The organism is Streptomyces sp. Ru72 (assembly GCF_002920635.1).
Classification (GTDB): Bacteria; Actinomycetota; Actinomycetes; order Streptomycetales; family Streptomycetaceae; genus Streptomyces.
Genome location: NZ_PQSR01000019.1, coordinates 16,258 through 38,625, shown reverse-complemented (window position 1 = coordinate 38,625; position 22,368 = coordinate 16,258). Strand labels below are relative to the sequence as shown.

The following is a 22,368-nucleotide window of genomic DNA, read 5'->3' as shown; positions in this document are numbered from 1 at the left end:
CCGCCCTTCGAGAAGGAGCCCTCCCCCATGACCACCGCAGCTGCCCGTCCGCTGATGATCCTGGTCGCCGGCCCATACCGGTCGGGCACCGGCGACGACCCCGCCAGGCTCGCGGCCAACGTCCGGGCGATGAACGAGACCGCCCTCGTCCTCTTCCGCGCCGGACACCTGCCCGTCACCGGCGAAGCCCTCGCCCTGCCGCTTCTGGAGACGGCGGGCAGCACCCGCCCCGGCGACCCGCTCTTCGAGGAGATCTTCCATCCCATAGCCGAACATCTGCTGTCCCGCTGCGACGCGGTGCTGCGCATCGGAGGTCCCTCGCAAGGAGCGGACCGGATGGTCGCCCAGGCCCGCGCGCAGGGCAAGGACGTCTACACCGACGTCGCCGACATACCGGCCGGCCGATGACCGCCGGCGTCGACACCCCCGACCGCCGCGGCCGTACCGGACTGGACCGGCACGGCCGCGACCTGACCGGCAACCCGCGCGTCCGCATCCGCGACGTGGAGGTGCTCTCGTGTGACTGGTACGTCCTGCGTAAGACCACCTTCGACTACCAGCACAGCGACGGCCACTGGAGTCGCCAGCAGCGCGAGACCTACGATCGCGGCGACGGAGCCACGATCCTCCTCTACAACACCGAGCGTCGCACCGTTCTGCTGTCGCGTCAGTTCCGGCTTCCCGCCTACGTCAACGGGCATCCCGACGGCATGCTGCTGGAGACAGCGGCCGGACTGCTGGACGGCGACAGCCCGGAAGAGGCGATCCGCCGTGAGGCGGCGGAAGAGACCGGTCACACCGTCGGCGCCGTGCGACATCTCTTCCAGGTCTACATGAGCCCCGGCTCGGTGACCGAGCGCCTCCACTTCTTCGCCGCCCCCTACGACACCGCAGTCACCGGCGGTGCGGGCGGAATCGCCGCGGAGGGCGAGGACATCACCACGGTGGAGGTCCCCTTCGCCGAGGCACTCGACATGATCCGCAACGGCGCCGTCGCCGACGCCAAGACGATCATGCTGTTGCAGTGGGCCGCCCTCGACGGCCCCTTCCGGCCCACAGACACCCCTGACAGGACGTGAGAACGATGCGGTCGCGAGTCAACGGCACGCCGGCGGTGGAACTCGGCACCCCCGGTGACACGCGTGCCGGACCGAACGCGCTCGCCATGGCCGGATGACGGCGTCGACCAGCATCCGCCGAGCGGCGCAGGGGCCGCCCCCGTAATGCGGAGGCCGTCGCGCAACGCGAGGGCTAGGATCCCCGGCATGGCCCTGACCATGAGCGACGTGGACCGGTTCGAGGCCTCCAGGTCCCGCCTGGAGGCCATCGCCTACCGCCTTCTCGGCTCCGCGAGCGAGGCCGAGGACGCGGTGCAGGAGACCTTCCTGCGCTGGCAGGCCGCCGACGTCGACCACATCGAGGTCCCCGAGGCCTGGCTGACGAAGGTTCTCACCAACCTGTGCCTCAACCAGCTCACCTCGGCCCGGGCGCGGCGCGAGACCTACATAGGCCAGTGGCTCCCCGAGCCGCTGCTCGCCGGGGACCCGATGCTCGGTCCGGCCGACACCGCCGAACAGCGCGAATCGGTCTCGTACGCGGTCCTCGCCCTGCTGGAACGCCTCTCCCCGAACGAGCGGGCGGTGTACGTCCTGCGGGAGGCGTTCGACTACCCGCACCGGGAGATCGCCGAGATCCTCGACATCACCGAGGCCGCCAGCCAGCAGATCTTCCACCGCGCCAAGAAGCACGTCGCCGACGGCAGGGCCCGCAGGGAGATCGACGAGGCCGCCGCCCGGCGGATCGTCCACGAATTCCTCGCCGCCGCCACCAGCGGCCGGACCGAGCCGCTCGTGCGGCTGCTCACCGAGGACGCCGTCTCGATCGGCGATGGCGGCGGGAAGGTCCCGGCCCGCGCCAAGGCGTTCGAAGGCGCCCTCGCTGTCGCGAAGTTCATGCGTGGCCTGTTCAAACCGAGCAAGGCCAAGCAGGCCCTGATCGGTGGCTCACCCGAGGTGTACGTCACGACCGCCAACGGCGACCCGGCCGTCGTGGCGGTCGTCGACGGCCGGGTCGTCGGCATCATGTGCCTTGAGATCACCGCGGAGGGCATCGCCGCCTTCCGCAACCAGGTCAACCCCGACAAGCTCGAACGTGCGACCAGGCGATGGGCGGCCGCCGACCACGGCGAACCCCTGCTGAGCGCCTTCTGACCCTTCCGGTCCCTATGTGAGGTGCTTCACATCGCACTCCTGTCAGGAAACGGCGGGCCGCCCGGTTCAAGGGGCGAACCCGCCCACGACAGCAGCGCTCAAGACAGGAGCAAGGAGATGCAGCACCGCATCGTCGTCCTCGGAGCCGGATACGCAGGAGCCATCGCCGCCGGGCGCCTCGCCAGGCGGCTGCGCCGTGAAGACGTCGCCATCACCCTCGTCAACGCCGAGCCCGACTTCGTCGAGCGCGTCCGGATGCACCAGCTCGCGGTCGGCCAGGACCTCCGGCCCCGGCCGTTCGACGAGATCTTCGCGGGAACCGGCGTCGAACTGAAGCTCGCGAAGGTCACCGGCGTCGACGTCGACCGCAGGACCGTGACCGTCATCGACGCGAACGGCACCGCCGGGCGGGAGGAGCAGCTGTCGTACGACACGCTCGTGTACGCCCTCGGCAGCGGCTGGAACGACCAGGGCGTCCCCGGCACCGCCGAGCACGCCCATGAGATCGCCGGTCGTCCCGGAGCGCTCCGGCTGCGTGAGCGCCTGGCCCGCCTGGACGCCGGGCAGCCCGTGGTCGTGGTCGGCGGCGGCCTCACCGGCCTGGAGGCCGCGACCGAGATCGCCGAGGCCCGCCCCGACCTCGACGTCGCCCTCGTCGCCCGCGGCGGCCTCGGCGACTGGCTCTCGCCCAAGGGCCGCCGGCACGTGCGGAAGGTCTTCGGCAGGCTCGGCATCACCGTGCACGAACACGCCGACGTCACCGCCGTCGAGGCCGACGGCGTCACCACCGCCGACGGCACGTCCGTCCCCGCCGCGGTCACCGTGTGGACCACCGGCTTCGCCGTCCACCCGATCGCGAAGGCCACCACCCTGGAGGTCACCGACACGGGCCGGATCGTGGTCGACGGAACCATGCGCTCGGTCTCGCACCCCGACGTGTACGCCATCGGCGACGCGGCCATGGCGATGGGCCCCGGCGACAAGCCGCTGCGGATGTCGTGCGCCTCCGGCACTCCCATGGCCTGGCAGGCCGCCGACGCCATCGCGGCGCGCCTGACCGGCGGGAAGCTCCCGAACGCGCCGCTGCGCTACTTCAACCAGTGCATCTCGCTGGGCCGCAGGGAAGGCCTGATCCAGTACGTCACCGCCGACGACCGCGCCGTCCGCGCGGCCCTGACAGGGCGGCTCGCCGCCGTCTACAAGGAGCTGGTCTGCAAGGGCGCGGCCTGGAGCATCGCCAACCCGACGTTCGGGATCCCGACCCGGACCCGCCGCGTCGTGCGGGAGCCCGCCCAGGCGGGTCCGGCGGTCAGGACGCCGGCCTGAGGCGCCCGGCGGAGCGGGCGTCCTCGAGGCGAGGGCGCCCGCTCCCTCCGCCCCGGGTATGGGGACCTGATCTTTCCGTGCTAGGTTGCGCCCCTTGATCGTGAGGGTTGGGTGGGGGCCTTTCATGAAGCTGGCGCGATTCTCGCCGCCGACCGCCGCAGCGCTGCTCCTCGGACTGACGACCGTCATCGGTCCCGGCGCGGCCGACGCGTACGCGGCGTCGGACGTACCGTTGCCGATCGCGCACTTCGCGCACCTGGTGGTGGACGCCCCGCACGGGCACCTGTTCATCAGCGGCGGCTCCGGCACCGACGGCATTCTCGTCACCGACCTCGACGGCGGGAACCCGACGATGATCGGTGGTGAGCCGGGCGCCACCGGTCTCGCCCTCTCCGACGACGGATCCGCACTGTACGCGGCTCTGCCGGACCAGGACGCGATCGCGGCGATCAGTACCGAGAGCCTGACCGAGTCCGCCCGGTACAGCACGGGCACGGGCACCCGTCCGGACTCGCTGGCCGTCGCCGGGGGCACCCTCTGGTTCGGGTACGGCACGGCGGGCGCCGGCGGCATCGGATCGGTCGACGGGGCCGGTACCGTCAGTCTGGGGCAGGATTCCGGCAGTTGGGCAGCACCGCCGATGCTGGCGACGACCCCGACGCCCTCCGGCGTCCTCGCCGCCGCCGTGCAGACGGGCGACACCTCCGCCGTCGTCACGTACCGGGCCGAGGGCGGTGCGCTGACCCGGCAGGCCGCGAAGGCGCTGCCCGTCCCCGACCTGAGCGACTTCGCGGTCACGGCCGACGGGCAGCATCTGGCGGTCTCGTCCTGGGAGCGTCCGAGCGACAACCGGTACCGCACCTCGGATCTGGCGGTGGACGGGCGATTCGCCATGCCGGTGGCCGCCGACGCCGTCGCCGTGGCCCCGGACGGCACCGTGGCCGGCGGCGCGGGCCCTTACGGGTTCATGGCATTCCCGGAGACGGGCGAGGGCTACTACCGCGAGTACTACTTCGACGACCCGCTGCGCCTGGCCCCGGACGGCCTTGCCTGGACACCGGACGGGAGCCGGCTCTACGCCGTGGGTGTGGACGCCTCCGGCGGTACCCCGACACTCCGGACAGCTCGTGACTCCGAGACCGCCGGGGTGCGTCTCCTCGGCAGCTCGACCATCACGCCGCTCGCCCCCGGCGAGGCCTACACGTTCCGTGCGGTCTTCGACTCGCCCCTGAACCTCAGTGCCGGTGAATCCATGATTCCGGGCACCGTACGGATCACCCGCTACGACGACGCCGATCCGGACGGCCTGCTCATCCCGGACCCGACAAGCACCCCAGCACACATTCCGGTCGACTTCTTCGGCTCCTACTCCGTCGCCGGCACCGCTCCCGCCACCGGCTCCCTGAGCTTCCGCGTCGACTACTCGGGAGGCGGCCACTACGCCCCGGCGAGCCGGACCTTCGACATCCCGGTGGCGAAGTACGCGCCCACCATGGCGCTGACCGCTCCCTTTGCCGCGAACCGTGCCTCGGCGACGACCATCACCGGTCGGCTCACCTGGCCGCACGCGCATGTGACGACCGGCGCGGTCCACGTCGTCAAGACCGACCAGGCGCACCCCTCCGGCTACGCGGTGGCCACCGTGCCCGTCGCCGCCGACGGCGGCTTCGCCTTCCACGACACCCCGCAGGTCGGCGGGGCGAACACCTACGCCTTCACCTACGACGGCGGCACGTCCTACCTCCCGGTGACGGCGTCGGCGAAGGTGCAGGTCTCCCGCGCCACTCCGAGCCTGAGTGTGGCGACCGACGCGAAGTCGTACCACTCCGGCGCCACCGTCAAGGTCACCGCGCACCTGGGGACGACGTACAACTCCCGTGCGGTGACGCTGTACGCCCAGCCCGCGGGCGCCTCGCGGACGCAGCTGAAGAGCGGCAAGGTCGACGCGCAGGGGAACCTGGTGGCGTACTACAGGATCAGCCGCAACACCGTCTTCAGCGCGGCCTTCGCGGGTGACTACCGCTATGCGCCGCGCACGGCGACCACCGGTGCGACCGTCACGCCCACGGTCCGGACGCAGACGCAGTGGCCCACCGGGACCACCCGCATCGGATCCACCACCTACCAGGTCTTCTACAAGTCCGAAGTCAACATGGGCTTCAACCTCCTGGTCACCCCCCGCCAGTCGGGCGGTCGCATGACCGTGTACCTCGAGCACTACTACTCGGGGGCCTGGCACCAGGTGACCGCGCAGGACTGCGGGAGCGTGTACGCCGACGGCTGGTACGGCTACGTCCGGGCTCTGAAGCTCTTCACGAGCAACGACCCCTACCGCATCCGCGGCCACTACACGCCACCGGCCGAGGGCGCACAGACCGGCAGCGTGTGGAGCCAGTGGACGTACCTCACAGTCCACCCCGGATGAGTCCGAAGCGCTCGGGCCGCGCGGCGCCCGCGGTCGAACCGGGGCCGCGACACGCTCGGCTGGGAAACCCCGGCCGAGCGCGGTCCGAGCGGAGCCCGTGACGCGAGGCGGACGGGACTCAGTCAGAGGTGATGTCGACCGTGACCGTGCCGTAGGCACTGGTGTGCCGCGCGTCGCCCCCGTACTGCACGGTGTACTGGACGTCGCCCTTGGCCTTCGGACGGTCCGTGTAGCCGAACGTGCCGTCGGCGGCGACGGTCGCGGACCCGATCAGCGTGCCCTCACCGGCGGCGGGGTCGTCGAGCCGCCAGATGTCGACGGTGGTCCCCGCGCCGAATCCCACGGGCGCCTCGAGCCTCCCGGTGAGGGTGAGGTCCTGGTTCCGGGGTGACGAGGCGGGTGCCTGCACGGTGACCGTGGTGGTGACCTGCGGGAAGTCGAGGACCTGCAGCGTCAGGGACGAGGAGCCGCTGTCCTCGGTGACCGCGAAGATCCTGCTGCCGTCCGGAGCCCAGGCCAGACCGGCGGACTGAAGGGTGTTGGTGGCGTACGGGGACGACGCCGGGAAGTCCCAGGTCTTGAAGGCCGTGGAGCCGCCCTGCGTGAACAGGTAGACGTCGGGCGAGGAGGCGCCGTCGACGCCCGCCGCGATCGTGCCGTCAGGGGCGATGGCCACGGAGTCGGGGTAGTGGCCGGTGGTGTAGCGGCCGTCGTCGGCCAGGTCGGCCGTGCGGAACGCCTGGTGGTAGTAGGGCGAGGCGCAGGCGACCACCACCCGCGCGCCGTCCGGCGTCAAGGCGAGGTCCCGCAGGCTGGTGCACCCCTCCGGACCGGGGTCGACACGCTTCGCCCGTACGTCGGCCTGGCCGCTGCTCACGTCGTACACGGCCAAAGTGGCGGCGTTGCCGTCCGATTCGGCGGCGACGAGGGTGTCCGGATCCTGCGGTGCGGCAGCCAGGCGGGGGGAGCCGCGGAACGTGTCGAGGCCCTGTCCCCGTGCGACCACCGGCTGCGCTCCGCTCAGGTCCAGGGAGCCGAGGGCGCCGTTCCAGGAGTCGGTGCTGTAGCCGAACCAGATCTTTCCTCCGGCCGACGCGAGCGAGGTCGGGCCGGCGTAGGCGCCCGCTCCGGTTCCGGTGTCGTACCGGGCGGTCTCCTGCAGGGTGGCGGTGTCGATCGCGGCGATCGCGCCGGCGTCGCGGAGTGCCACGTACAGCGTCGTGGAGTCGCTGGAAAGAGCCATGCCCCAGGCGCCGGCCTCACCGCCGATCTGCTTCACGACCTGGCCCGTGTAGTCCGTCACCAGAACGCTGCCACCGAACGGGTCACTGAGAAAGACCTGTTGATGAGCCGCGTCGACGACCATGTCCCGATACGAGCTGATCGGCAGTGGGGCACTGGTGTCCGCGGCGGCCGTGGTCGTACCCAGGCCGAGGAACGACAGGCTCAGGGCGGCGGAGAGCGCTGCTCTCCCCGCGAACTGTCTTATGCGCATGCGGTCGGTCGCTTCCTTCAGTAGGACGTCTGCAAGTGGGCTCCGCGGAAGGCGCGACGAGCGGAGCGGTCCGGCGCTTCGCCCGTCACTGCCACTGTCATGATCGACAGGCGGCCACTTATCAAGCGCAAAGGCCCGGCAGGACGTCACACACGGTGGCTGTGCACGGCACCGGTGCGGCCATCGGGTTCCAGCTCTATCTGATGGCGCGGCCTCCGCACCTGCCCGAGCGGATGATCGCGGCAGCCCCGGACGCCTTCTTCGGCCACTTCCTCGACATCCGGGCCCACGACCCCGGCGCCGTACCTGCCGACATCCGCGCCGCCTGCCGGGACGCCCGCCGTGACGCGGTGCCCTCGATCGCGGCCGACTACCGCGCCTCCGCCGGTGCCGACGCACGCACGCGGCGTGGGAGGTCCCGCGCTCTGCCGGTGAGTACCCGTACTCATGTCTGAACGCGCCCTCCGGTCCACCGTTGAGGACATCGCCCACGGATCGACCCGAAGGAACCCGCGATGCCGAACTCCTCCGTCCCACACCGCCTTCCGCGCCTGCGCCGGCTCCTTGCGCTCGCCACGGACAACTGGCTCGCCCGGGGCTATCTGGCCGTGTTCGCCGCCTGCGTCCTGGCCGGCTTCGTCTTCCCGGACGGCGGCTTCGCCCCGGATCCCCTGATGCTCACGGCGCCGCTCTCCTTCCTGAGTGTGATCCTCCCCTTCGGCCCCGGCACCGAGGGCGGGGTCGGCGAGGTGCTCGCCATGAGCATGTGGAGCGTGTGGCTCCTCCTGTGCGCCCTCGTGAACGCCGCCGTACTGGGCGCCCTCGTCGCGAGGTCCACGGCGGCGGCACCGGCCGGCGGGCGTGAGCCCCGTCTCCCGGTCTCCTCCGAACAGGAGGGGACGGACATGGCGCGTACCGCGCGCCTCAGCCTGCAGGGAATTCGGGCCCTGCTGACGCCCGCGGTGGACAACCGGCTCGCGCGCGGGTACCTGGCGGTGGTCGCGGCGGCGCTGGCGTTCTTCCTGTACGCGGTGTACCTGTCGCCGGACCCGGGGTTCGCCGGGATCTGGCCGCTCATGGCCACCGCGCCGCTCGGCATCGCCGCCACCGTGGTGGCGGCACCCGCGCGGTACTCCTCGCTCTCCTGGCTGAGCCCGTTGCTCTTCTCCGCCGGGGTTGCCCTGTCCGGGCTGGTCAACGCCGTGCTGCTCGGCCTTCTCGCACGCAGGCTGCGGGCGCGGGAAGCAAGCCCGGCCTGAGCGAGACGCCGGATCAAGTCGGCGGTGCCGTCCTGGGGGCGGAGGCTCGAGGAGTGACGACCAGGAGCTGCCCGGGCGATCAGGTGACCGCCGCTGGCGGGTTCACCGGCGAACTCCACTGAGTCGGACGGCCGCCGCCGCCCGCTGTCCCTGGTCGTCACCGGCGGACGGCGGCGGGCGGACTGCGCGTCCCTGGGCCGCGTCACCCTGACGGGACGCGTGATCGCCCGGACAGGCTCCTAGGCGATGTTGTCGAACTTGGTGCCCTCGCCCGCGTAGAGGTTGGTCGCGAGCCGGCTGAACACGGTCGTGGTCGAGCCGGTCGAGCGGTAGACGTCCGTGCCGTTCGGGCCGTAGGCGATCAGGTCGCGGCGGCCGTCGGCGGTGACGTCGCCGGCGCCGAGGAACTGGGTGAAGGCGGGTGCCCGAGACCGCGCCCAACTCGTCGTCATCGCCTACCAGTCGGGCCTCGTACAGGCCGGCCCGCCCGCGCTCTGACACGGCAGGAGCATCGCACCGGCCACCGACCTCGGCAGCACTCGGAGATTTTCACGAGAACCGAACTCACGCATCCACGCCTCGCGGAGCGAGGGTTAGGCTCGTGCCGATCATTGTTACCGAAGAGGGGGTTTCCGCGATATGAGCGGAAGAGTGACGGCGGTCAGCAGTAACGGGGAGTACTCGTTCACCAAGCCGAACCGGGACAGCATCAGACTGCTCGCGGGGCTCGGTGTGGAGGGGGACGTGCACGCCGGGGAGACGGTCAAGCACCGCTCGCGCATGGCGCAGGATCCCACCCAGCCGAATCTGCGCCAGGTCCACCTCATCCACGAGGAGCTCTTCGCCGAGGTCGGCGAAGAAGGATTCGAGCTGGGGCCCGGCGAACTCGGCGAGAACATCACCACGCGCGGCATCGATCTGCTCGGTCTTCCGGCCGGCACCCTGCTGCGCATCGGCGAGTCCGCGGTCCTGGAGGTCACCGGCCTCCGCAATCCCTGTGTGCAGATCGACAACTTCCAGGGCGGGCTGCTGAAGCAGGTCGTCGGCCGCGACGAGGCGGGGAACGTCGTGCGCAAGGCCGGAGTCATGAGCATCGTCCGGGAGGGTGGCGTGGTGCGCCCCGGTGACACGATCGAAGCGGAACTTCCCGACGGCCCGCACCGGCCCCTGGACCGGGTCTGACCGGCCTGCCGGCCGAGCCGTGACACGGCTGTCGTGACAGCGATGCGTGCCTGTGGCCGTCCGGGACGGCAACGCGGCGGCCTTCCTTCGAACCACCCGTGGCTGTCTCGCACTGTTCCGATAAGATGTTCGAACTTGCGACGAATGCCCACTGCTCTTCATCGTCGGAAAAGCGTGATGTCCAGCACGATAAACAATCTTCTTCTACCAACATCTAGCAAACGGCTGACTGATTGAGACCTATAGCATCACGGCTGCTTTCGCGAACAGGCGGCAGAACTGCGCTCCCCGTGTGGCGTCGACCACGGGCGATACTGTGGGCCACGGCGGGTGCGGTGGCCCTCGGGTTGCTCGTCACGCTGGAGATCGTCGCGCGTCGCTACGGCCTGCCGGGGCCGATCACCAGCCAGGCGCGAGAGCTGATATTCCCGCCCAAATCGGGCTTCTTGTTGTACGCCAGTATGGCGTTGACGATGGTGGTGCTCACCCGGCGGCAACGGTTCATCGCGGCCGGTGCCGCGATCGGCATCGACGTCGTCTTCGTGCTGGTGCGGTGGGCGGTCGGTGCCAGGGTGACCGAGGGGCACCCCTTCGGCAACGGCGCTTTGTGGGTGATGCTGGGCTGTGCGGTCATCGCCGTCACGCGCCGCACCGGCCGGGAACGTGTCCTGATGCTGAAGGGCGTCGGGCTGGGCCTGCTGCTGGTGGCAGGCCGCAAGACCGGCGACACATGGCTGCTCGTCACGTCGAAATCCCGCCCGATGGTGTTGGACCAGTACGTGGCCACCGCCGATCACGCGTTGGGTAATCCGTCCTGGCTGGTGGGCCGGATCGTCACGGCGACCGGACCGATCGGCGCCCACGTCCTCAATTACGTCTACGCCCAGCTTGCGGTCGCCGCGGTCGTCGTCGCGCTGTACCAGCTGCGTCATGTGGCGGTCGAGCGGCGCTTCCCGGGCCATCATCTGGTGCGCACCTTTCTGGTGATCGGCCTTCTCGGGCCGGCCATCTACATGATCTTCCCGGTGGTCGGACCGCTCTACGCCTACGGCGGCGGCAACGAGCACTGGGCGTCGGCCCACCTGTGGCCGGCGACGCCGCCCACCGTGCACTGGGCGGTGGCCGATCTGTGGCCGGACACGCCGCCGCCGGTCAGTACCCCGCACCCGATGCCGTTCGACCAGATCACCCCGCGCAACTGCATGCCCAGCCTGCACACGGCGTGGGCCACCACCATCTTCGTCCACTCCCGAAAGGGCCCACGGGTCCTGCGATGCGCAGGCGCGTTCTGGCTGATCGCCACGCTCGTCGCAACGCTGGGGTTCGGCTTCCACTACGGTGCGGATCTCGTCGCCGGCGTGGTCTTCGCACTCACGATCGAGGCGGCTCTGCGCTCGGTCCACCACGGCTGGGATCGATCGGGGATCCAGTTGGTCGCCCACGGCGCGACGGTCTTCGCCGCCCTCCTGGTGTCGTACCGCTGTCTGCCGGTGGAGATGGCCGAACATCCATGGGTGTTCGGACCGCTTCTCCTTCTGGCGATGGCCTCGGTGGTCTACGGCTACGTACGGACCACCACACAGTGGGAACCGAAGGCCGCTCCACCGCGGCAGCCGGAACCGCAACCCGAAGCAGTCTGAATCGCGATGCCGGCGACGCGCGCGATGGAGTGATCGCGCGGGCAAGGTATCTTCCTCGCGCGGCGCGTCGAGCTTTTCTCCGTGCCGCGTCAGGGAGGGAAGAAAATGCGCGTATCACTACTCCGACGCCTGGCCACACTGGCCACGACGCTGGGGCTCACCTCGCTCGGGCTCCTCGGTGCCGGCGCGGGAACGGCTCAGGCCGCGATCAGCGACTGCCCGGCGGGCTATTTCTGCGCCTGGAAGACCGACAACGGCACGGGCGCCATGTTCAAGACGAACACGAACAAGGCGACGCTGGGGACCTGGGACAACACGTTCCAGTCCGTGGTGAACCGAACGTCCAAGTACGCCTGCCTGCACGACGATCCGAACTACAGCAAGACCGGCGGCGTCACCTCGTGGGCCCCCGACCCCGCGGGGACCGAGTGGGGTGGCTCGCAACGTACCGTCAGCTCGGTGAGCCTCGTCGCCACCGAGCGGGAGTGCTGGTTCCCGGCCTACCCGGAGTGGTACGCGTCGACCGCGCCCCAGGCCGCGGGCTTCGGCGACCTGAACGCCGACCGCAAGGCCGACGTCCTCGTGCGGGACAAGGCGGGCCGGCTGTGGTTCCTGCGCGGCGACGGCACAGGGCAGCTGGTCGGCAGTGGCGGCTGGAACGTCATGAACGCCCTGGTCCGGCACGGCGACTTCAGCGGTGACGGCCGAGAGGACGTGATCGCCCGCGAGGCGTCCACCGGGAAGCTGTGGCTGTACCCGGGCGCCGGCACCGGCAGCCTCGGTGCGCGCAAGCTCATCGGTAACGGCGGCTGGAACGCGATGAGCCGGCTCATCGCGTACGGCGACCTCTCCGGCGACGGCCGCACGGACGTGCTGACCGTGGAGAAGGCCACGGGCAAGCTCTGGCTGTATCCCGGCACCGGCAGCGGCACCCTCGGTGCGCGCAAGCTCATCGGCAGCAGTGGCTGGAACGGCATGAGCGCGCTGGTCGGGGCGGGCGACATGAACGGTGACGGCCGTGCGGACCTGGTCGTCCGCCAGGCGTCGACCGGGCAGCTGTGGCTGTACCCCGGCAAGTCCGGGGCCCTCGGGTCCCGTGTGCTGATGGGCAGCAGCGGCTGGAACGTCATGGACACGTTCCTGGGCCTGGGCGATGTCACCGGCGACGGCCGTGCCGACCTCGTCACCGTCACCAAGAGCAGCTATGTCGGCGCAAGCTGCCGAGGCGTCGGCTGCCAGCTGGTGTACCCGGGCCGCGGCAACGGCACGCTGGACTCGCGCGTGGAGACGGCAGACGGCTGGTTCGGCCTGAACGGCTTCTTCTGACCCAGGGAAAGGGCCTCCGCTTCCGGGCGGAGGCCCTTTCGCCTGTGTGGCGCCGGACAGCGATGGGACGACGAAGCGAGCAGTCGTCCGGTCTGGGAAATGAGCAGTCGTCGCGGCGAGTCTGCACACCACCCGGTGCCCGGGTCCGGTGAGCCGGTGCCGCCGGCGTTCGGTGGCCGCCCGGGAGCCGGGCGCCGAAGCACGACTCCTCTACGGGATGGCGCACTTGTGGATGCTGCAGGAGCCCAAGCGTGCGGCGGCGGTGCCCAGCGAGTTCTGGCGCTCCGTGGGCGGCCCGAGCCGACCTGAGGTTGCAGCGGTCGAGGCCGGGGCGGCTCCGGTGCCGACCCGGTGGGACACCGACTACGGCTTCTGCGCCGGCTGCACGGGGGGTGGGCGGCAGCCGGCACGGTGTCGACGCCGCGGGGAGCCCCGGTCAGTCGTCCTCGGCTCGCGCGAGCGGTCGGCCGAGTGTCAGGTTCCAGCGCCCGGCGCGGCCACTGAACACGGTCGCGGTCAGCGGCGGTACGTCGATCCGCCAGAAGGACGGCTCCGGCGCCCCCAGCACCCGGACGGTCACGGCCCGTACGACATCCGGCTCGACCACGGCGACCGTCCTGCCCGGGAGGTGCGCGGCCTCGCCCAGCCAGGCTCCGACCCGCTCGCACAGATCGTGCACCGACTCCCCGCCGTGCGGGGCGGCCGCCGGGTCCGTCAGCCACAGGGACACCGATTCCGGCTCGGCGGCGCCCACCTCGTCGAGCGTCCGGCCGCGCCAGCGACCCACGTCGAGGGCGGCCAGTCCCGGTTCGTCGTCGGCGTCCAGGCCGAGCGCGGAGGCCGTCTGCCGACAGCGCACGGTGGGGGAGACCAGCACTCGCCCGGCCCGCGCAAGGGCGCCGGCCGCCGAGCGGGCCTGCGACGTCCCGACCGCGTCGAGTGAGCAACCGTCGTCGAAGCGAGCCGCCCGCAGGGACGCGTTCATAGCTGGTGAGATCAACATCACTCGGTTCGTCACGTGCTCACTCTCGTGATCGACACCCCTGTCCGCACAGGGAGTTCACAGAAGACAGCGACCTGAAGGGCGCCCGTGAAGCGCCCGTGCGCCCTTGGCCGCACCTCCGCTTCGCGGTACCTTCTCGGCGATATCGACGACGGATCGCGGAAGCCGGTGGGATTCCGGCACGGTCGCGCCACTGTAAGCCCCCACGACACATCTCCGTTGTGTGGTGGGCAAGTCAGACCCGCGCCGTCGTCCTGTGCACCACCGAGACGGGACGCGAGTTCCCCAGGAGGTCCTGCCATGGCCCAGTCCGTCGCTCAGTCGACCACCACCCCCACCACCGCACCGGCCAAGCTGCCGATCGGCGCGATCGTCCCCTGGGCGGTCTTCTTCGGCATCCTGATGCTGGTCCTGCTCTACTTCGTCGGCGCCGAGCAGGGCGCCACCTCCGTGATGTCCGGCGAGGACGTGCACGAGTGGGTGCACGACGCCCGCCACCTGCTCGGCTTCCCCTGCCACTGACGACAGGGAGGAAATCGAGCGTTCCATGAACTCGGCAACCGTCCGAAATCTGCTGGTGCGTGGCATGCTCGCGGGACTCGCCGCGGGCCTGCTCGCCCTCGTCGTCGCCTACTTCCTGGGTGAGCCGCGCGTCGACTCGGCCATCGCCTACGAGGAGTCGCACTCCCACGAACACGGCATGGAAGTCGTCAGCCGCACGATGCAGTCCACCGGCGGCCTGGCCACCGGAGTCCTCGTCTACGGCGTCGCGTTCGGCGGCATCGCCGCCCTCGCGTACTGCTTCGCGCTCGGTCGGATCGGCCGCTTCGGGCCGCGCGCGAGCGCGCTGCTCCTCGCGGCGGCCGGGCTGATCGCCGTGTACGTGGTGCCGTTCCTGAAGTACCCCGCCAACCCGCCGTCCGTCGGCGACCCCGACACCATCGGCAAGCGCACCACTCTGTACTTCCTGATGATGCTGCTCAGTGTGCTGCTGGCGATCACCACCGTGATCGTCGGCAAGCGCCTGGCACCACGTCTGGGCAACTGGAACGCGACGGTGGCCGCGGGGGCGTTCTTCGTCCTGGCCGTCGGACTGGCGTACGCGTTCCTTCCGGCCGTCAACGAGGTCCCGAAGGACTTCTCGGCCACCCTGCTCTGGCAGTTCCGCCTGGCGGCCCTGGCCGTCCAGGCGACCCTGTGGACCGCCTTCGGGCTCGTCTTCGGGCTGCTCGCCGAGCGGGTCCCGGCCCTGAAGGCTGCGGGTGAGGCGACCGTGCAGGGGACGAGCGCCGGAACAGGAGCGACACCGGTTCCCCGCTGACGACGCCGCCACGACCAGGCAGCCGAGCGCCGCGGGGTTTCTCCCGCGGGGCGCACACTCGAGAGGACAAGGAACCCCCAGGTCTCTGACCTGGGGGTTTCGCATGGGGCGGGTGACGAGAATCGAACTTCGGCCCACCACCGGTGGGGGGCCGCTGCGGCAGCCCGGGGGGTGGCTCGCGGCCTGAGCGGTCGGGGGCGGCTCACCAACTGCTCTTGGTCACACCGGGGAGTTCGCCCGCGTGTGCCATCTCGCGTACGCGGATGCGGGACAGGCCGAAGGCGCGGAGGTGACCGCGGGGGCGGCCGTCCACGGAGTCGCGGTTGCGCAGGCGGGTGGCGCTGGCGTCGCGGGGCTGTCGGCGCAGTTCCCTCTGGGCGGCGGCGCGTTCGTCGTCGGGTGTCCGGGGAGACGAGATGATCGCCTTCAGTTCGGCGCGGCGCGCGGCGTAGCGCGCCACGATGAGCCGCCGCTGTTCATTCTTCGCGATCTTGCTCTTCTTCGCCATCAGACCTTCCCTCCCCGGGCGCGGATGCGGGCCACCGCGGCCTCGATGCCGATGGTGTCGACCGTCTTGATGCCTTTGGCGGAGAGAGTGAGCCGGACGTGGCGGGCTTCGCTCGGCAGCCAGTAACGCCTGGTCTGGATGTTGGGGTCGAAGCGCCGCTTGCTGCGCCGGTGGGAGTGGGAGATGCGATGGCCGAAGCGGGGCTGGCGTCCGGTGAGTTGGCAGTGGGCGGACATGGTTCCTCCTCGTGTGCTGGCAGCACACTAGCAGTTTGATGAAAATGAAAACCAGTTCACTGTATGGTGCTGTCCATGGCCCGTAACGAACTGCGCCCGATCATCAAGCTGAGGTCCACCGCCGGCACCGGCTACACCTACGTCACCCGCAAGAACCGCCGTAACGACCCCGACCGGCTGACGCTGCGCAAGTACGACCCGGTCGTCGGCCGCCACGTCGACTTCCGTGAGGAGCGCTGAGAGCCGTGAAGCCCGGAATCCACCCCGAGTACCGCCCGGTCGTCTTCCGTGACCGGGCCGCCGACTTCGCCTTCCTCACCCGGTCCACGGCCACGAGCGACAGGACCGTCGAGTGGGAGGACGGCAACACCTACCCGGTCGTCGACGTCGAGATCTCCTCGGCGAGCCACCCCTTCTACACCGGCACCCAGCGGGTCCTGGACACCGCGGGGCGGGTCGAGCGCTTCGAGCGGCGTTACGGACGCGGACGGGGCAAGCAGTGAGCGGGGACCAGGCGCGGCTGCCGGTCGCGATCGTCGCCGGGGCGCACGCCGACGCCCGCAGGGCCGCCGTGGAGGAGATCCTGCGCACGGTCCCGGGCTCGGTCGCGCTCCACCACGACCTGACGTTCGCGGTCGACAGTGCGGTGCACCGGACGGTGCGCGACGCCGACGGCCTACTGGACAGCGGTGACGCACCCCTGGTGAACGACTGCGCGTGCTGTGCGCTGCGCGAGGACCTCGTCCCCGAACTGCTGCGGCTCGCGGAGCAGGGCAGGTACCGACTGGCCGTCGTGGAACTGTGGGACTCCGTCGAACCTCAGGGCATGGCCCCGGTCATCGCGGCCGCAGGCGCACCGCTGGCGCTGACGGGGGTCGCCACCGTGGTCGACCCGGCACTCGTTCTGCCGTACCTGTCGAACGGCGACGACCTGGCCGATGTGGGTCTCGCCGCCGCCCCGACCGACCAGCGCACCGTTTCCGACACCTTCGCCCGGCAACTGGAGTACCCCACGGTGATCGCCCTCGTCGAGGGCGGTTCGTGCGGGGAGGGCGGCGAGGCCGCCGACGAAGCCGACCACGCGCTGCTCGCCCAGCTCAGCCCAGGCGCACGCAAGGTGCGCGTGGACAGCGGCGCCCTGGGTGCTGCTCTGCTGGAGGGCTTCGACGTGGCGGCGGCCGCCGCACGTGTGCATCCTGCGTGCGCGCTGCTGCCGCAGGAGTGCGAGGAGCACGGCGTGAGCACCTTCGTCTGGCGGCGCGAACGCCCCTTCCACCCGAAGCGCCTCTATGCGGCGCTGGAGGACCTGACCTGCGCCGCCGCCCGCAGCCGTGGACGGTTCTGGCTGGCGGACCGTCCCGACACACTGCTGTCGTGGGACGCCGCGGGCGGTGCGCTGTGCGTGGAGTCGGCGGGCCCCTGGCTGGCCGCCCTGCCCGATGCCGCCTGGGAGATGGTGCCCGCTGAACGCCGCCTGGCCGCCTCCGTGTCCTGGCATCCCGAACACGGCGACCGCTGCCAGTACCTCACCTTCACCTCGCCCGGCCTGGACCGCGACGCTCTGCTGGCCCTGCTCGACTCGTGCCTGCTCACCGATGACGAGTACGCGGCGGGCAGGGAGCGCTGGAAACGATTCCCGCACGCCTTCGACGACTTGCTCGACCCGGTGACCTGAACCGCGATCGCGCTCCGCCGTGCGGCTCGCGCACTCCACCGCATCCCGTTGAAAGAGAGGACCGACCTCACCATGCCCCGACGTACGAGCACCGGTCGGCAGACCGCCAAGCGTCAGCGCGTCAACCCGTTGGACGCCGCCGGCATCACCTGCATCGACTACAAGGACACCGATCTGCTGCGGAAGTTCGTCTCCGACCGCGGGAAGATCCGCAGCCGCCGGGTGACCCATGTGACCCGTCAGCAGCAGCGGCAGATAGCGCGGGCCGTCAAGAACGCACGTGAGATGGCCCTCCTGCCCTACGGCTCCCGCTGACCGAGCCGCTGGTGCTCACCGGCGTCCGACCGCCGCATGCCGTCCGCCGCAGTCCGGGCACACCCCGGACAGCTCCACCGTGTGCCGGACGTTCGCGAACCCGGAGGTCTGTGCGATGGTGTTTGCCCACTCCTCGACCGGGCCGGAGTCGACGGGCCGGCTCAGACCGCATTCGGTGCAGATGAGGTAGTGGCGGTGCTCGGGACCCGGGCGGTGGCGGAAGAGGCGCTCGCCGCCCGGGTCGCGGACCACGTCGGCCCGGCCGGCGTCGGCCAGGGCGGTCAGGGTGCGGTAGACCGTGGAGAGGCCGACCGGTGAACCGGCGGCGGCGAGCCGGCTGTGGAGGGACTGGGCGCCGACGAAGCCGTCGGCCCGGATGAGCGCCTCCACGACGAGGGTGCGTTGCTGGGTGCGCCGGCCGATCAGCGTGACGTCGTACGACCGGGTGGGGGTGCGCTGTCGGTTGCGTGCCATCGGCGTGCCTCGGCTCAGGTCCCGGTGGGGACGGCGGTTCGCGTACGAGGAACGGGGGCGGGCCGTCGTATCAGGAACGTCGCGGCGTACACGGCCGTGGCGGCGGCCATGATGCCGAAGCTCGGCGGCATCTTCGGCACCGCGTACGAGGCGAACAGCCCCGCCCACGTCTCCAGCACCGCGAGCCCGGCGGAGAGGGCGAGCGCACGGTAGGGCCGGTCGGTGAGCCGGATCGCGGCACCGGCGGGGGCGGCCAGCAGACCGAGCAGCAGCAGGGAGCCGACCGCCTGGGTCGCCTCGGCGGCGATGATGCCGGCCAGCGCGAGGAAGCCGTGGCCGAGCAGCCGTACCGGTACCCCCCGCGCGGCGGCCACGGCCTCGTCGAGCGTGGCGAACAGCAGCGGCCGGGCGATGAGCACCACCAGCAGGCCGACCCCGGCGGCCACCAGGGCGGCGACGATCGCGCTGCCGGAGGAGATGCCGAAGACGGAGCCGAACAGCACACTCACCCCGGCGGTTCCGTTGGTGGTGCTGCGGGAGGTCGTGTAGAGCGTGACGAAGAAGGCCCCGAGGCCCAGGATCCAGGAGAAGACGCTTCCGATGACCACGTCGTCGGGCCGTGCCCGGCGGCCGAGGGTGCCGAAGAGCAGCGCCATGCCGACGGTGGCGGCGAACAGTCCCAGACGTAGGTCGGTGCCGAAGGCGAGGGCGGCCATCGCGCCGGTGAAGGCGACGTGGCTGAGGGCGTCGGCGGTGAAGACCTGGGCGCGCAGTACCAGGAAGTAGCCGACCAGTCCGGAGGCGGCGGCGATGGCCGTCCCCGCGAGGAGGGCGTGCTGGAAGAACGGCTGGGACAGCGGGGAGTCGGCGAGCAGGACGGTCATACGACCACCTCCCCGGCGGCGGCCGCGGCTCCGGTCCGGTCGTCTCCGCTCCGGCCGGGCCAGGTCCGGCCGGCCGGCTCGCGCAGCGAGCGCCAGCCCAGGGCGAGCAGGTATCCGGCGAAGGCGATGGTCGTCACGAAGAAGCCCAGGGGGTAGGGCGAGTAGTAGGCGGCGGTCAGTCCGAGCCAGGTGGCGGCGAACGCCAGCAGGACGGCCAGGGCCAGGCTCAGCACCGGACGGGCGGTGAGGGCGTGGGCGGTGGCGGCCGGGATCACCATCAGGGCGAAGACCAGCAGGGTGCCGGTGATCTGGCTCGCCTCGGCGGTGGCCGCACCGAGCAGGACGAGGAAGACGACCGACAGGGCCCGTACCGGCACCCCGCGCCCGGCGGCCACCTGCGGGTCGACGGACGCGAACAGCAGCGGACGCCCGATCAGCGCCAGTACCGCGAGGACCACCGCACCGACCACCGTCAACACCGTCACCTGCGACGACGTGATCCCCAGGAAGGTGCCGAAGAGGATGGTCTGCGGCCCCTCCAACAGCCCTCTGTACAGCGCGGTGAACAGAAAGCCCGAGGCCAGCAGGAATGCCTGCACCGTCCCGGTCAGCGCGGACTCCTGGTGGTCACCGCCGCCGCGCAGGGCCGCGATGACCAGCGCGGCGGCCACGCACAGCGTGAAGTACCCGTAGACCGCGCTGGCTCCCAGCAGGAGCGCCCCGGCCGCTCCCGGGAAGGCGACGGCGGAGACGGTGTGCGCGGCGAACGTCTGCCGTCGCAGCACCACGAACCACCCCACGAGGGCGGAGACCACGGCCACGACCGAGCCCGCGCGGAACGCGTTGACCATGAACGGGTACGACCACATCTCCTGGAAGTCGGTGAGGAGGTTCCATGACCAGGCCGGTGCGCCCGTCTCAGCGAGCGTCATGACCGCTCCCCGGGGTGTCGTGCCGATCGGCGTGCACCGCCGGCGGTTCCGGCTGGCCCACCACCACGAGCCGTCCGTCGGAGGTCCGCAGTACCTCGACCGGAGTGCCGTACAGCCGGGTCAGTGTCCCGGAGGTGATGACCTCTCCCGGCGTGCCGGTGGCGGCGCCGCCCCGGGCCAGGTACACCACCCGGTCCAGGTGGTGGAGTATCGGGTTCACGTCGTGGGCGACCATGACCACGGACACGCCCTCCTGGCGGCAGATGCGCCCGATCAGCGCGGCGACGGCGCTCTGGTTGGGCAGGTCGAGGCTGTCCAACGGCTCGTCCAGCAGCAGCAGTTCGGGCCTGCGGACAAGCGCCTGGGCGATCAGCAGCCGCTGCTGCTCGCCGCCGGAGCACTGCCCGATCGGCCGGTGTGCGTACGCCGATGCCCCGACCAGTTCGATGACCTCGTCCACGCGTGCACGGACGGCCTGCCGACGGAGGCCGGGGAACGGCAGTGGGATTCCCCACCGGTCGCCGTCACAGCCCATGCGCACCACGTCGATTCCCCGGATCCGCAGGGTGGCGTCGAAACTGCGGCGCTGCGGCAGATAGCCGATGCGGTCGCCTGCCTGCCCCGGCCGGGCCCCGAGCACCCGGACCTCGCCGGCCGCCGCGGGCAGCGCGCCGAGCAGCACCCTGATCAGGGTGGACTTGCCGACTCCGTTGGGACCGAGCACGGCGGTGAACTCGCCGGCCCCGATGCGAAGGTCCACCCCCGACCACAACGTCCGGCCGCCGACTCGCACGGAGGCGCCGCGCAGGGCGACCACCGGGTCGCCGTCTGTTCCTGCGGCCGTTCCGTGGCCGTCGTCGTGGCCGCCGCTACGGCGGGTGGGGACGGTGTGGCCGCTGTGCGTGACGGCTCGGCGTGCCTTCGCTGTCGGGCTCATGACTCTGTTTCACTTCCCGGTGGCTTTGGCCAGGGCCTGCTCGATGTCCTGCAGTTCGGTGGTCTGCCACTGCTGGAAGGTGGCCCCGGCGGGGGTGAGGGTCTCGGTCACGGTGGCGACCGGGATGCCCTGCGCCTCGGCCGCCTTCACCTGCGCCTGCACGTCCGGCGTGGAGTTCTGGGAGTTGTAGACGTACATCTTGATCAGCTTCTTCTTGATCTGCCGGTCGATGGTGGCCTTGTCCTTGGCCGTGGGGTCGGAGCCCTCGCTCATCGCGTCCAGGAACGTCTCCGGGGTGAGCATCTTCAGCCCCAGGCCGTCGGCGAGCGGCGTGACGATGGACTCGGAAGCACCGATCGGGGTTCCGGCGTACGTCGCCTTGATGTCGGCGATGAGCTTGTTGTAACCGGCGAGGGTCTTGGTCTCGAAGGTCGTCTTCTGCCGGTCGAAGTAGGCGGCGTCGGCCGGGTCGATCTTCTTGTAGTCGGCGGTGATCCTTTCGATCACCTGGTGGACGTCGTCCGGGGAGTACCAACGGTGCGGGTTGCCACCCGGCTTGATCCCGACCAGGTCGCCGACCTTCAACTCGGTGCGCCCTCTGCCGGGGTTGGAGGCGAGCAGCTTGTCGGCCCAGGCGTCGTAGCCGATGCCGTTGAGGATCGCGTACCGGGCGCCCGCCACGGTGCGGGCGTCGGCGGCCGTCGGCTCGTAGTCGTGCGGGTCGGTGTCCGGGTTGCTGATGATGCTGGTCACCTTCACATGGCTGCCGCCGAGTTGGGCGGCGATGCTGCCCCAGAAATTCTCCGCCGCCACCACCTGGATCGTCCCGCCCGAACCGCCGCTTCCCGTCGCGTCGGTGTCGCCGGTGTGAGGGGAGGAGGTCGAGCAGGCGGTCGCCGTCACGGCCGTCAGGGCGGCCGTCGCGGTGACCAGCGCGATCCTCGCGGACGGCCGGGTGGAGCGGGAGGCGGGGACGGTGGACATGCGGAGCTCCTTCGGGCGGTGCCGGACGCGCGGCGGACACGCGTCGGCCGAGTGGCGACGCACTCGACGCTAGATGGAAATGATTTTCAGACCAATGAGCTATTGAAAACCGTTGCCATCTTTTGACCCGGCGACCGACTGCCCGGGTGCTGCGCGGGTGGACGCGGTGGGTGTCGCGCCGGGACGAGCCGGCGGCCGTCGGCCACGAGGGGTGCAGTGCCCTCGCGTCCGACGGC

The 22,368-nt window shown here is 71.0% G+C and carries 25 protein-coding genes, 2 pseudogenes and 1 riboswitch; of the genes and pseudogenes, 17 read left to right on the top strand and 10 right to left on the bottom strand.

Features of this window, described 5'->3' with window-relative positions; genetic code table 11:
- Window positions 1-27: 27 nt before the first annotated feature.
- The 5 genes from C3488_RS12105 to C3488_RS12085 all read left to right on the top strand — a co-directional run bounded on the left by C3488_RS12105 (window position 28) and on the right by C3488_RS12085 (window position 5,961).
- Window positions 28-408, top strand: coding sequence for a DUF4406 domain-containing protein (locus C3488_RS12105; protein WP_258053377.1), 381 nt, complete (start codon window positions 28-30; stop codon window positions 406-408).
- The gene (locus C3488_RS12100; protein ID WP_103839387.1) at window positions 405-1,079 is read left to right on the top strand and encodes an NUDIX domain-containing protein; all 675 of its coding nucleotides are present in this window, start codon (window positions 405-407) and stop codon (window positions 1,077-1,079) included. The genes C3488_RS12105 and C3488_RS12100 overlap by 4 nt, the downstream gene beginning before the upstream one ends.
- Before the next feature lie 186 nt (window positions 1,080-1,265).
- Complete coding sequence (locus tag C3488_RS12095; RefSeq protein WP_103839386.1) at window positions 1,266-2,210, top strand: RNA polymerase sigma-70 factor; 945 nt, start codon at window positions 1,266-1,268, stop codon at window positions 2,208-2,210.
- 117 nt (window positions 2,211-2,327) lie between these two features.
- Window positions 2,328-3,536 (top strand): NAD(P)/FAD-dependent oxidoreductase, encoded by a 1,209-nt coding sequence (locus C3488_RS12090; protein ID WP_103839385.1) that lies wholly within the window; start codon window positions 2,328-2,330, stop codon window positions 3,534-3,536.
- Window positions 3,537-3,660: 124 nt separating this feature from the next.
- Window positions 3,661-5,961, top strand: coding sequence for a hypothetical protein (locus tag C3488_RS12085; RefSeq protein ID WP_103839384.1), 2,301 nt, complete (start codon window positions 3,661-3,663; stop codon window positions 5,959-5,961).
- A 118-nt stretch (window positions 5,962-6,079) separates the two neighbouring features.
- Here C3488_RS12085 and C3488_RS12080 read toward each other — a convergent pair whose 3' ends face one another.
- Entirely contained in the window at window positions 6,080-7,456 is a 1,377-nt protein-coding gene (locus C3488_RS12080) for a YncE family protein (RefSeq protein ID WP_103839383.1), read from the bottom strand.
- A gap of 161 nt (window positions 7,457-7,617) precedes the next feature.
- Between C3488_RS12080 and C3488_RS12075 the strand changes: the two are divergent.
- Together C3488_RS12075 and C3488_RS12070 are read left to right on the top strand one after the other, a co-directional pair.
- Window positions 7,618-7,893 (top strand): annotated as a pseudogene (locus tag C3488_RS12075) (alpha/beta hydrolase); the annotation flags it as partial.
- A 78-nt stretch (window positions 7,894-7,971) separates the two neighbouring features.
- Window positions 7,972-8,715 carry an SCO4225 family membrane protein gene (locus C3488_RS12070; RefSeq protein WP_103839382.1) on the top strand — a complete coding sequence of 248 codons (744 nt, stop codon included), beginning with the start codon at window positions 7,972-7,974 and terminating at the stop codon, window positions 8,713-8,715.
- Window positions 8,716-8,954: 239 nt separating this feature from the next.
- Here C3488_RS12070 and C3488_RS12065 read toward each other — a convergent pair whose 3' ends face one another.
- Window positions 8,955-9,167 (bottom strand): hypothetical protein, encoded by a 213-nt coding sequence (locus C3488_RS12065; protein ID WP_181138983.1) that lies wholly within the window; start codon window positions 9,165-9,167, stop codon window positions 8,955-8,957.
- Here C3488_RS12065 and C3488_RS41500 point away from each other — a divergent pair.
- The 4 genes and pseudogenes from C3488_RS41500 to C3488_RS12045 form a co-directional block, all read left to right on the top strand.
- Window positions 9,127-9,213: pseudogene (locus C3488_RS41500) on the top strand (DNA-binding response regulator); the annotation flags it as partial. The gene C3488_RS12065 and the pseudogene C3488_RS41500 overlap by 41 nt on opposite strands.
- Before the next feature lie 141 nt (window positions 9,214-9,354).
- Entirely contained in the window at window positions 9,355-9,897 is a 543-nt protein-coding gene (locus C3488_RS12055; protein ID WP_103839381.1) for an MOSC domain-containing protein, read from the top strand.
- Between the two features lie 290 nt (window positions 9,898-10,187).
- Entirely contained in the window at window positions 10,188-11,537 is a 1,350-nt protein-coding gene (locus C3488_RS12050) for a DUF5933 domain-containing protein (protein ID WP_181138982.1), read from the top strand.
- Between the two features lie 105 nt (window positions 11,538-11,642).
- Window positions 11,643-12,863, top strand: coding sequence for an FG-GAP-like repeat-containing protein (locus C3488_RS12045; RefSeq protein WP_103839380.1), 1,221 nt, complete (start codon window positions 11,643-11,645; stop codon window positions 12,861-12,863).
- Window positions 12,864-13,299: 436 nt separating this feature from the next.
- On the opposite strand, the gene C3488_RS12040 is transcribed toward C3488_RS12045, so the two are convergent.
- Window positions 13,300-13,881: a histidine phosphatase family protein gene (locus tag C3488_RS12040; RefSeq protein WP_103839379.1), complete on the bottom strand. Its 582-nt coding sequence runs from the start codon at window positions 13,879-13,881 to the stop codon at window positions 13,300-13,302.
- Between the two features lie 94 nt (window positions 13,882-13,975).
- Window positions 13,976-14,132: riboswitch (cobalamin riboswitch) on the top strand.
- A gap of 34 nt (window positions 14,133-14,166) precedes the next feature.
- Here C3488_RS12040 and C3488_RS12035 point away from each other — a divergent pair.
- Together C3488_RS12035 and C3488_RS12030 are read left to right on the top strand one after the other, a co-directional pair.
- On the top strand, window positions 14,167-14,388 hold the full coding sequence (locus C3488_RS12035) for a CbtB-domain containing protein (RefSeq protein WP_103839378.1): 222 nt from the start codon (window positions 14,167-14,169) through the stop codon (window positions 14,386-14,388).
- Window positions 14,389-14,413: 25 nt separating this feature from the next.
- Complete coding sequence (locus C3488_RS12030; protein WP_103839377.1) at window positions 14,414-15,187, top strand: CbtA family protein; 774 nt, start codon at window positions 14,414-14,416, stop codon at window positions 15,185-15,187.
- 202 nt (window positions 15,188-15,389) lie between these two features.
- Here C3488_RS12030 and rpsN read toward each other — a convergent pair whose 3' ends face one another.
- Together rpsN and rpmB are read right to left on the bottom strand one after the other, a co-directional pair.
- Window positions 15,390-15,695 (bottom strand): 30S ribosomal protein S14, encoded by a 306-nt coding sequence (gene rpsN, locus C3488_RS12025; RefSeq protein WP_103839376.1) that lies wholly within the window; start codon window positions 15,693-15,695, stop codon window positions 15,390-15,392.
- A complete protein-coding gene (rpmB, locus tag C3488_RS12020) occupies window positions 15,695-15,931 on the bottom strand; it encodes a 50S ribosomal protein L28 (RefSeq protein ID WP_103839375.1) in 237 nt (78 codons plus the stop codon). Before rpmB ends, rpsN begins: the two co-directional genes overlap by 1 nt.
- A gap of 75 nt (window positions 15,932-16,006) precedes the next feature.
- Between rpmB and rpmG the strand changes: the two genes are divergently transcribed.
- The 4 genes from rpmG to rpsR all read left to right on the top strand — a co-directional run bounded on the left by rpmG (window position 16,007) and on the right by rpsR (window position 17,921).
- Window positions 16,007-16,171 carry a 50S ribosomal protein L33 gene (rpmG, locus tag C3488_RS12015; protein WP_026252351.1) on the top strand — a complete coding sequence of 55 codons (165 nt, stop codon included), beginning with the start codon at window positions 16,007-16,009 and terminating at the stop codon, window positions 16,169-16,171.
- A 5-nt stretch (window positions 16,172-16,176) separates the two neighbouring features.
- Window positions 16,177-16,434, top strand: coding sequence for a type B 50S ribosomal protein L31 (locus C3488_RS12010; protein WP_103839374.1), 258 nt, complete (start codon window positions 16,177-16,179; stop codon window positions 16,432-16,434).
- Window positions 16,431-17,606, top strand: coding sequence for a GTP-binding protein (locus C3488_RS12005; protein WP_103839373.1), 1,176 nt, complete (start codon window positions 16,431-16,433; stop codon window positions 17,604-17,606). The genes C3488_RS12010 and C3488_RS12005 overlap by 4 nt, the downstream gene beginning before the upstream one ends.
- Window positions 17,607-17,678: 72 nt before the next feature.
- Complete coding sequence (gene rpsR / locus C3488_RS12000; RefSeq protein WP_103839372.1) at window positions 17,679-17,921, top strand: 30S ribosomal protein S18; 243 nt, start codon at window positions 17,679-17,681, stop codon at window positions 17,919-17,921.
- A 15-nt stretch (window positions 17,922-17,936) separates the two neighbouring features.
- Here the strand turns inward: rpsR and C3488_RS11995 are convergent, their stop codons facing one another.
- Genes C3488_RS11995 through C3488_RS11975 form a run of 5 tightly spaced genes read right to left on the bottom strand, consistent with a single transcriptional unit; the run spans window position 17,937 to window position 22,132 of the window.
- On the bottom strand, window positions 17,937-18,395 hold the full coding sequence (locus tag C3488_RS11995) for a Fur family transcriptional regulator (RefSeq protein WP_103839371.1): 459 nt from the start codon (window positions 18,393-18,395) through the stop codon (window positions 17,937-17,939).
- 14 nt (window positions 18,396-18,409) lie between these two features.
- Entirely contained in the window at window positions 18,410-19,279 is an 870-nt protein-coding gene (locus C3488_RS11990; RefSeq protein WP_103839370.1) for a metal ABC transporter permease, read from the bottom strand.
- Window positions 19,276-20,211 carry a metal ABC transporter permease gene (locus C3488_RS11985; RefSeq protein ID WP_103839369.1) on the bottom strand — a complete coding sequence of 312 codons (936 nt, stop codon included), beginning with the start codon at window positions 20,209-20,211 and terminating at the stop codon, window positions 19,276-19,278. Before C3488_RS11985 ends, C3488_RS11990 begins: the two co-directional genes overlap by 4 nt.
- Window positions 20,198-21,148 carry a metal ABC transporter ATP-binding protein gene (locus C3488_RS11980; RefSeq protein WP_103839368.1) on the bottom strand — a complete coding sequence of 317 codons (951 nt, stop codon included), beginning with the start codon at window positions 21,146-21,148 and terminating at the stop codon, window positions 20,198-20,200. The genes C3488_RS11985 and C3488_RS11980 overlap by 14 nt, the downstream gene beginning before the upstream one ends.
- 9 nt (window positions 21,149-21,157) lie before the next feature.
- A complete protein-coding gene (locus C3488_RS11975) occupies window positions 21,158-22,132 on the bottom strand; it encodes a metal ABC transporter solute-binding protein, Zn/Mn family (RefSeq protein WP_103839367.1) in 975 nt (324 codons plus the stop codon).
- Between the last annotated feature and the right edge of the window lie 236 nt (window positions 22,133-22,368).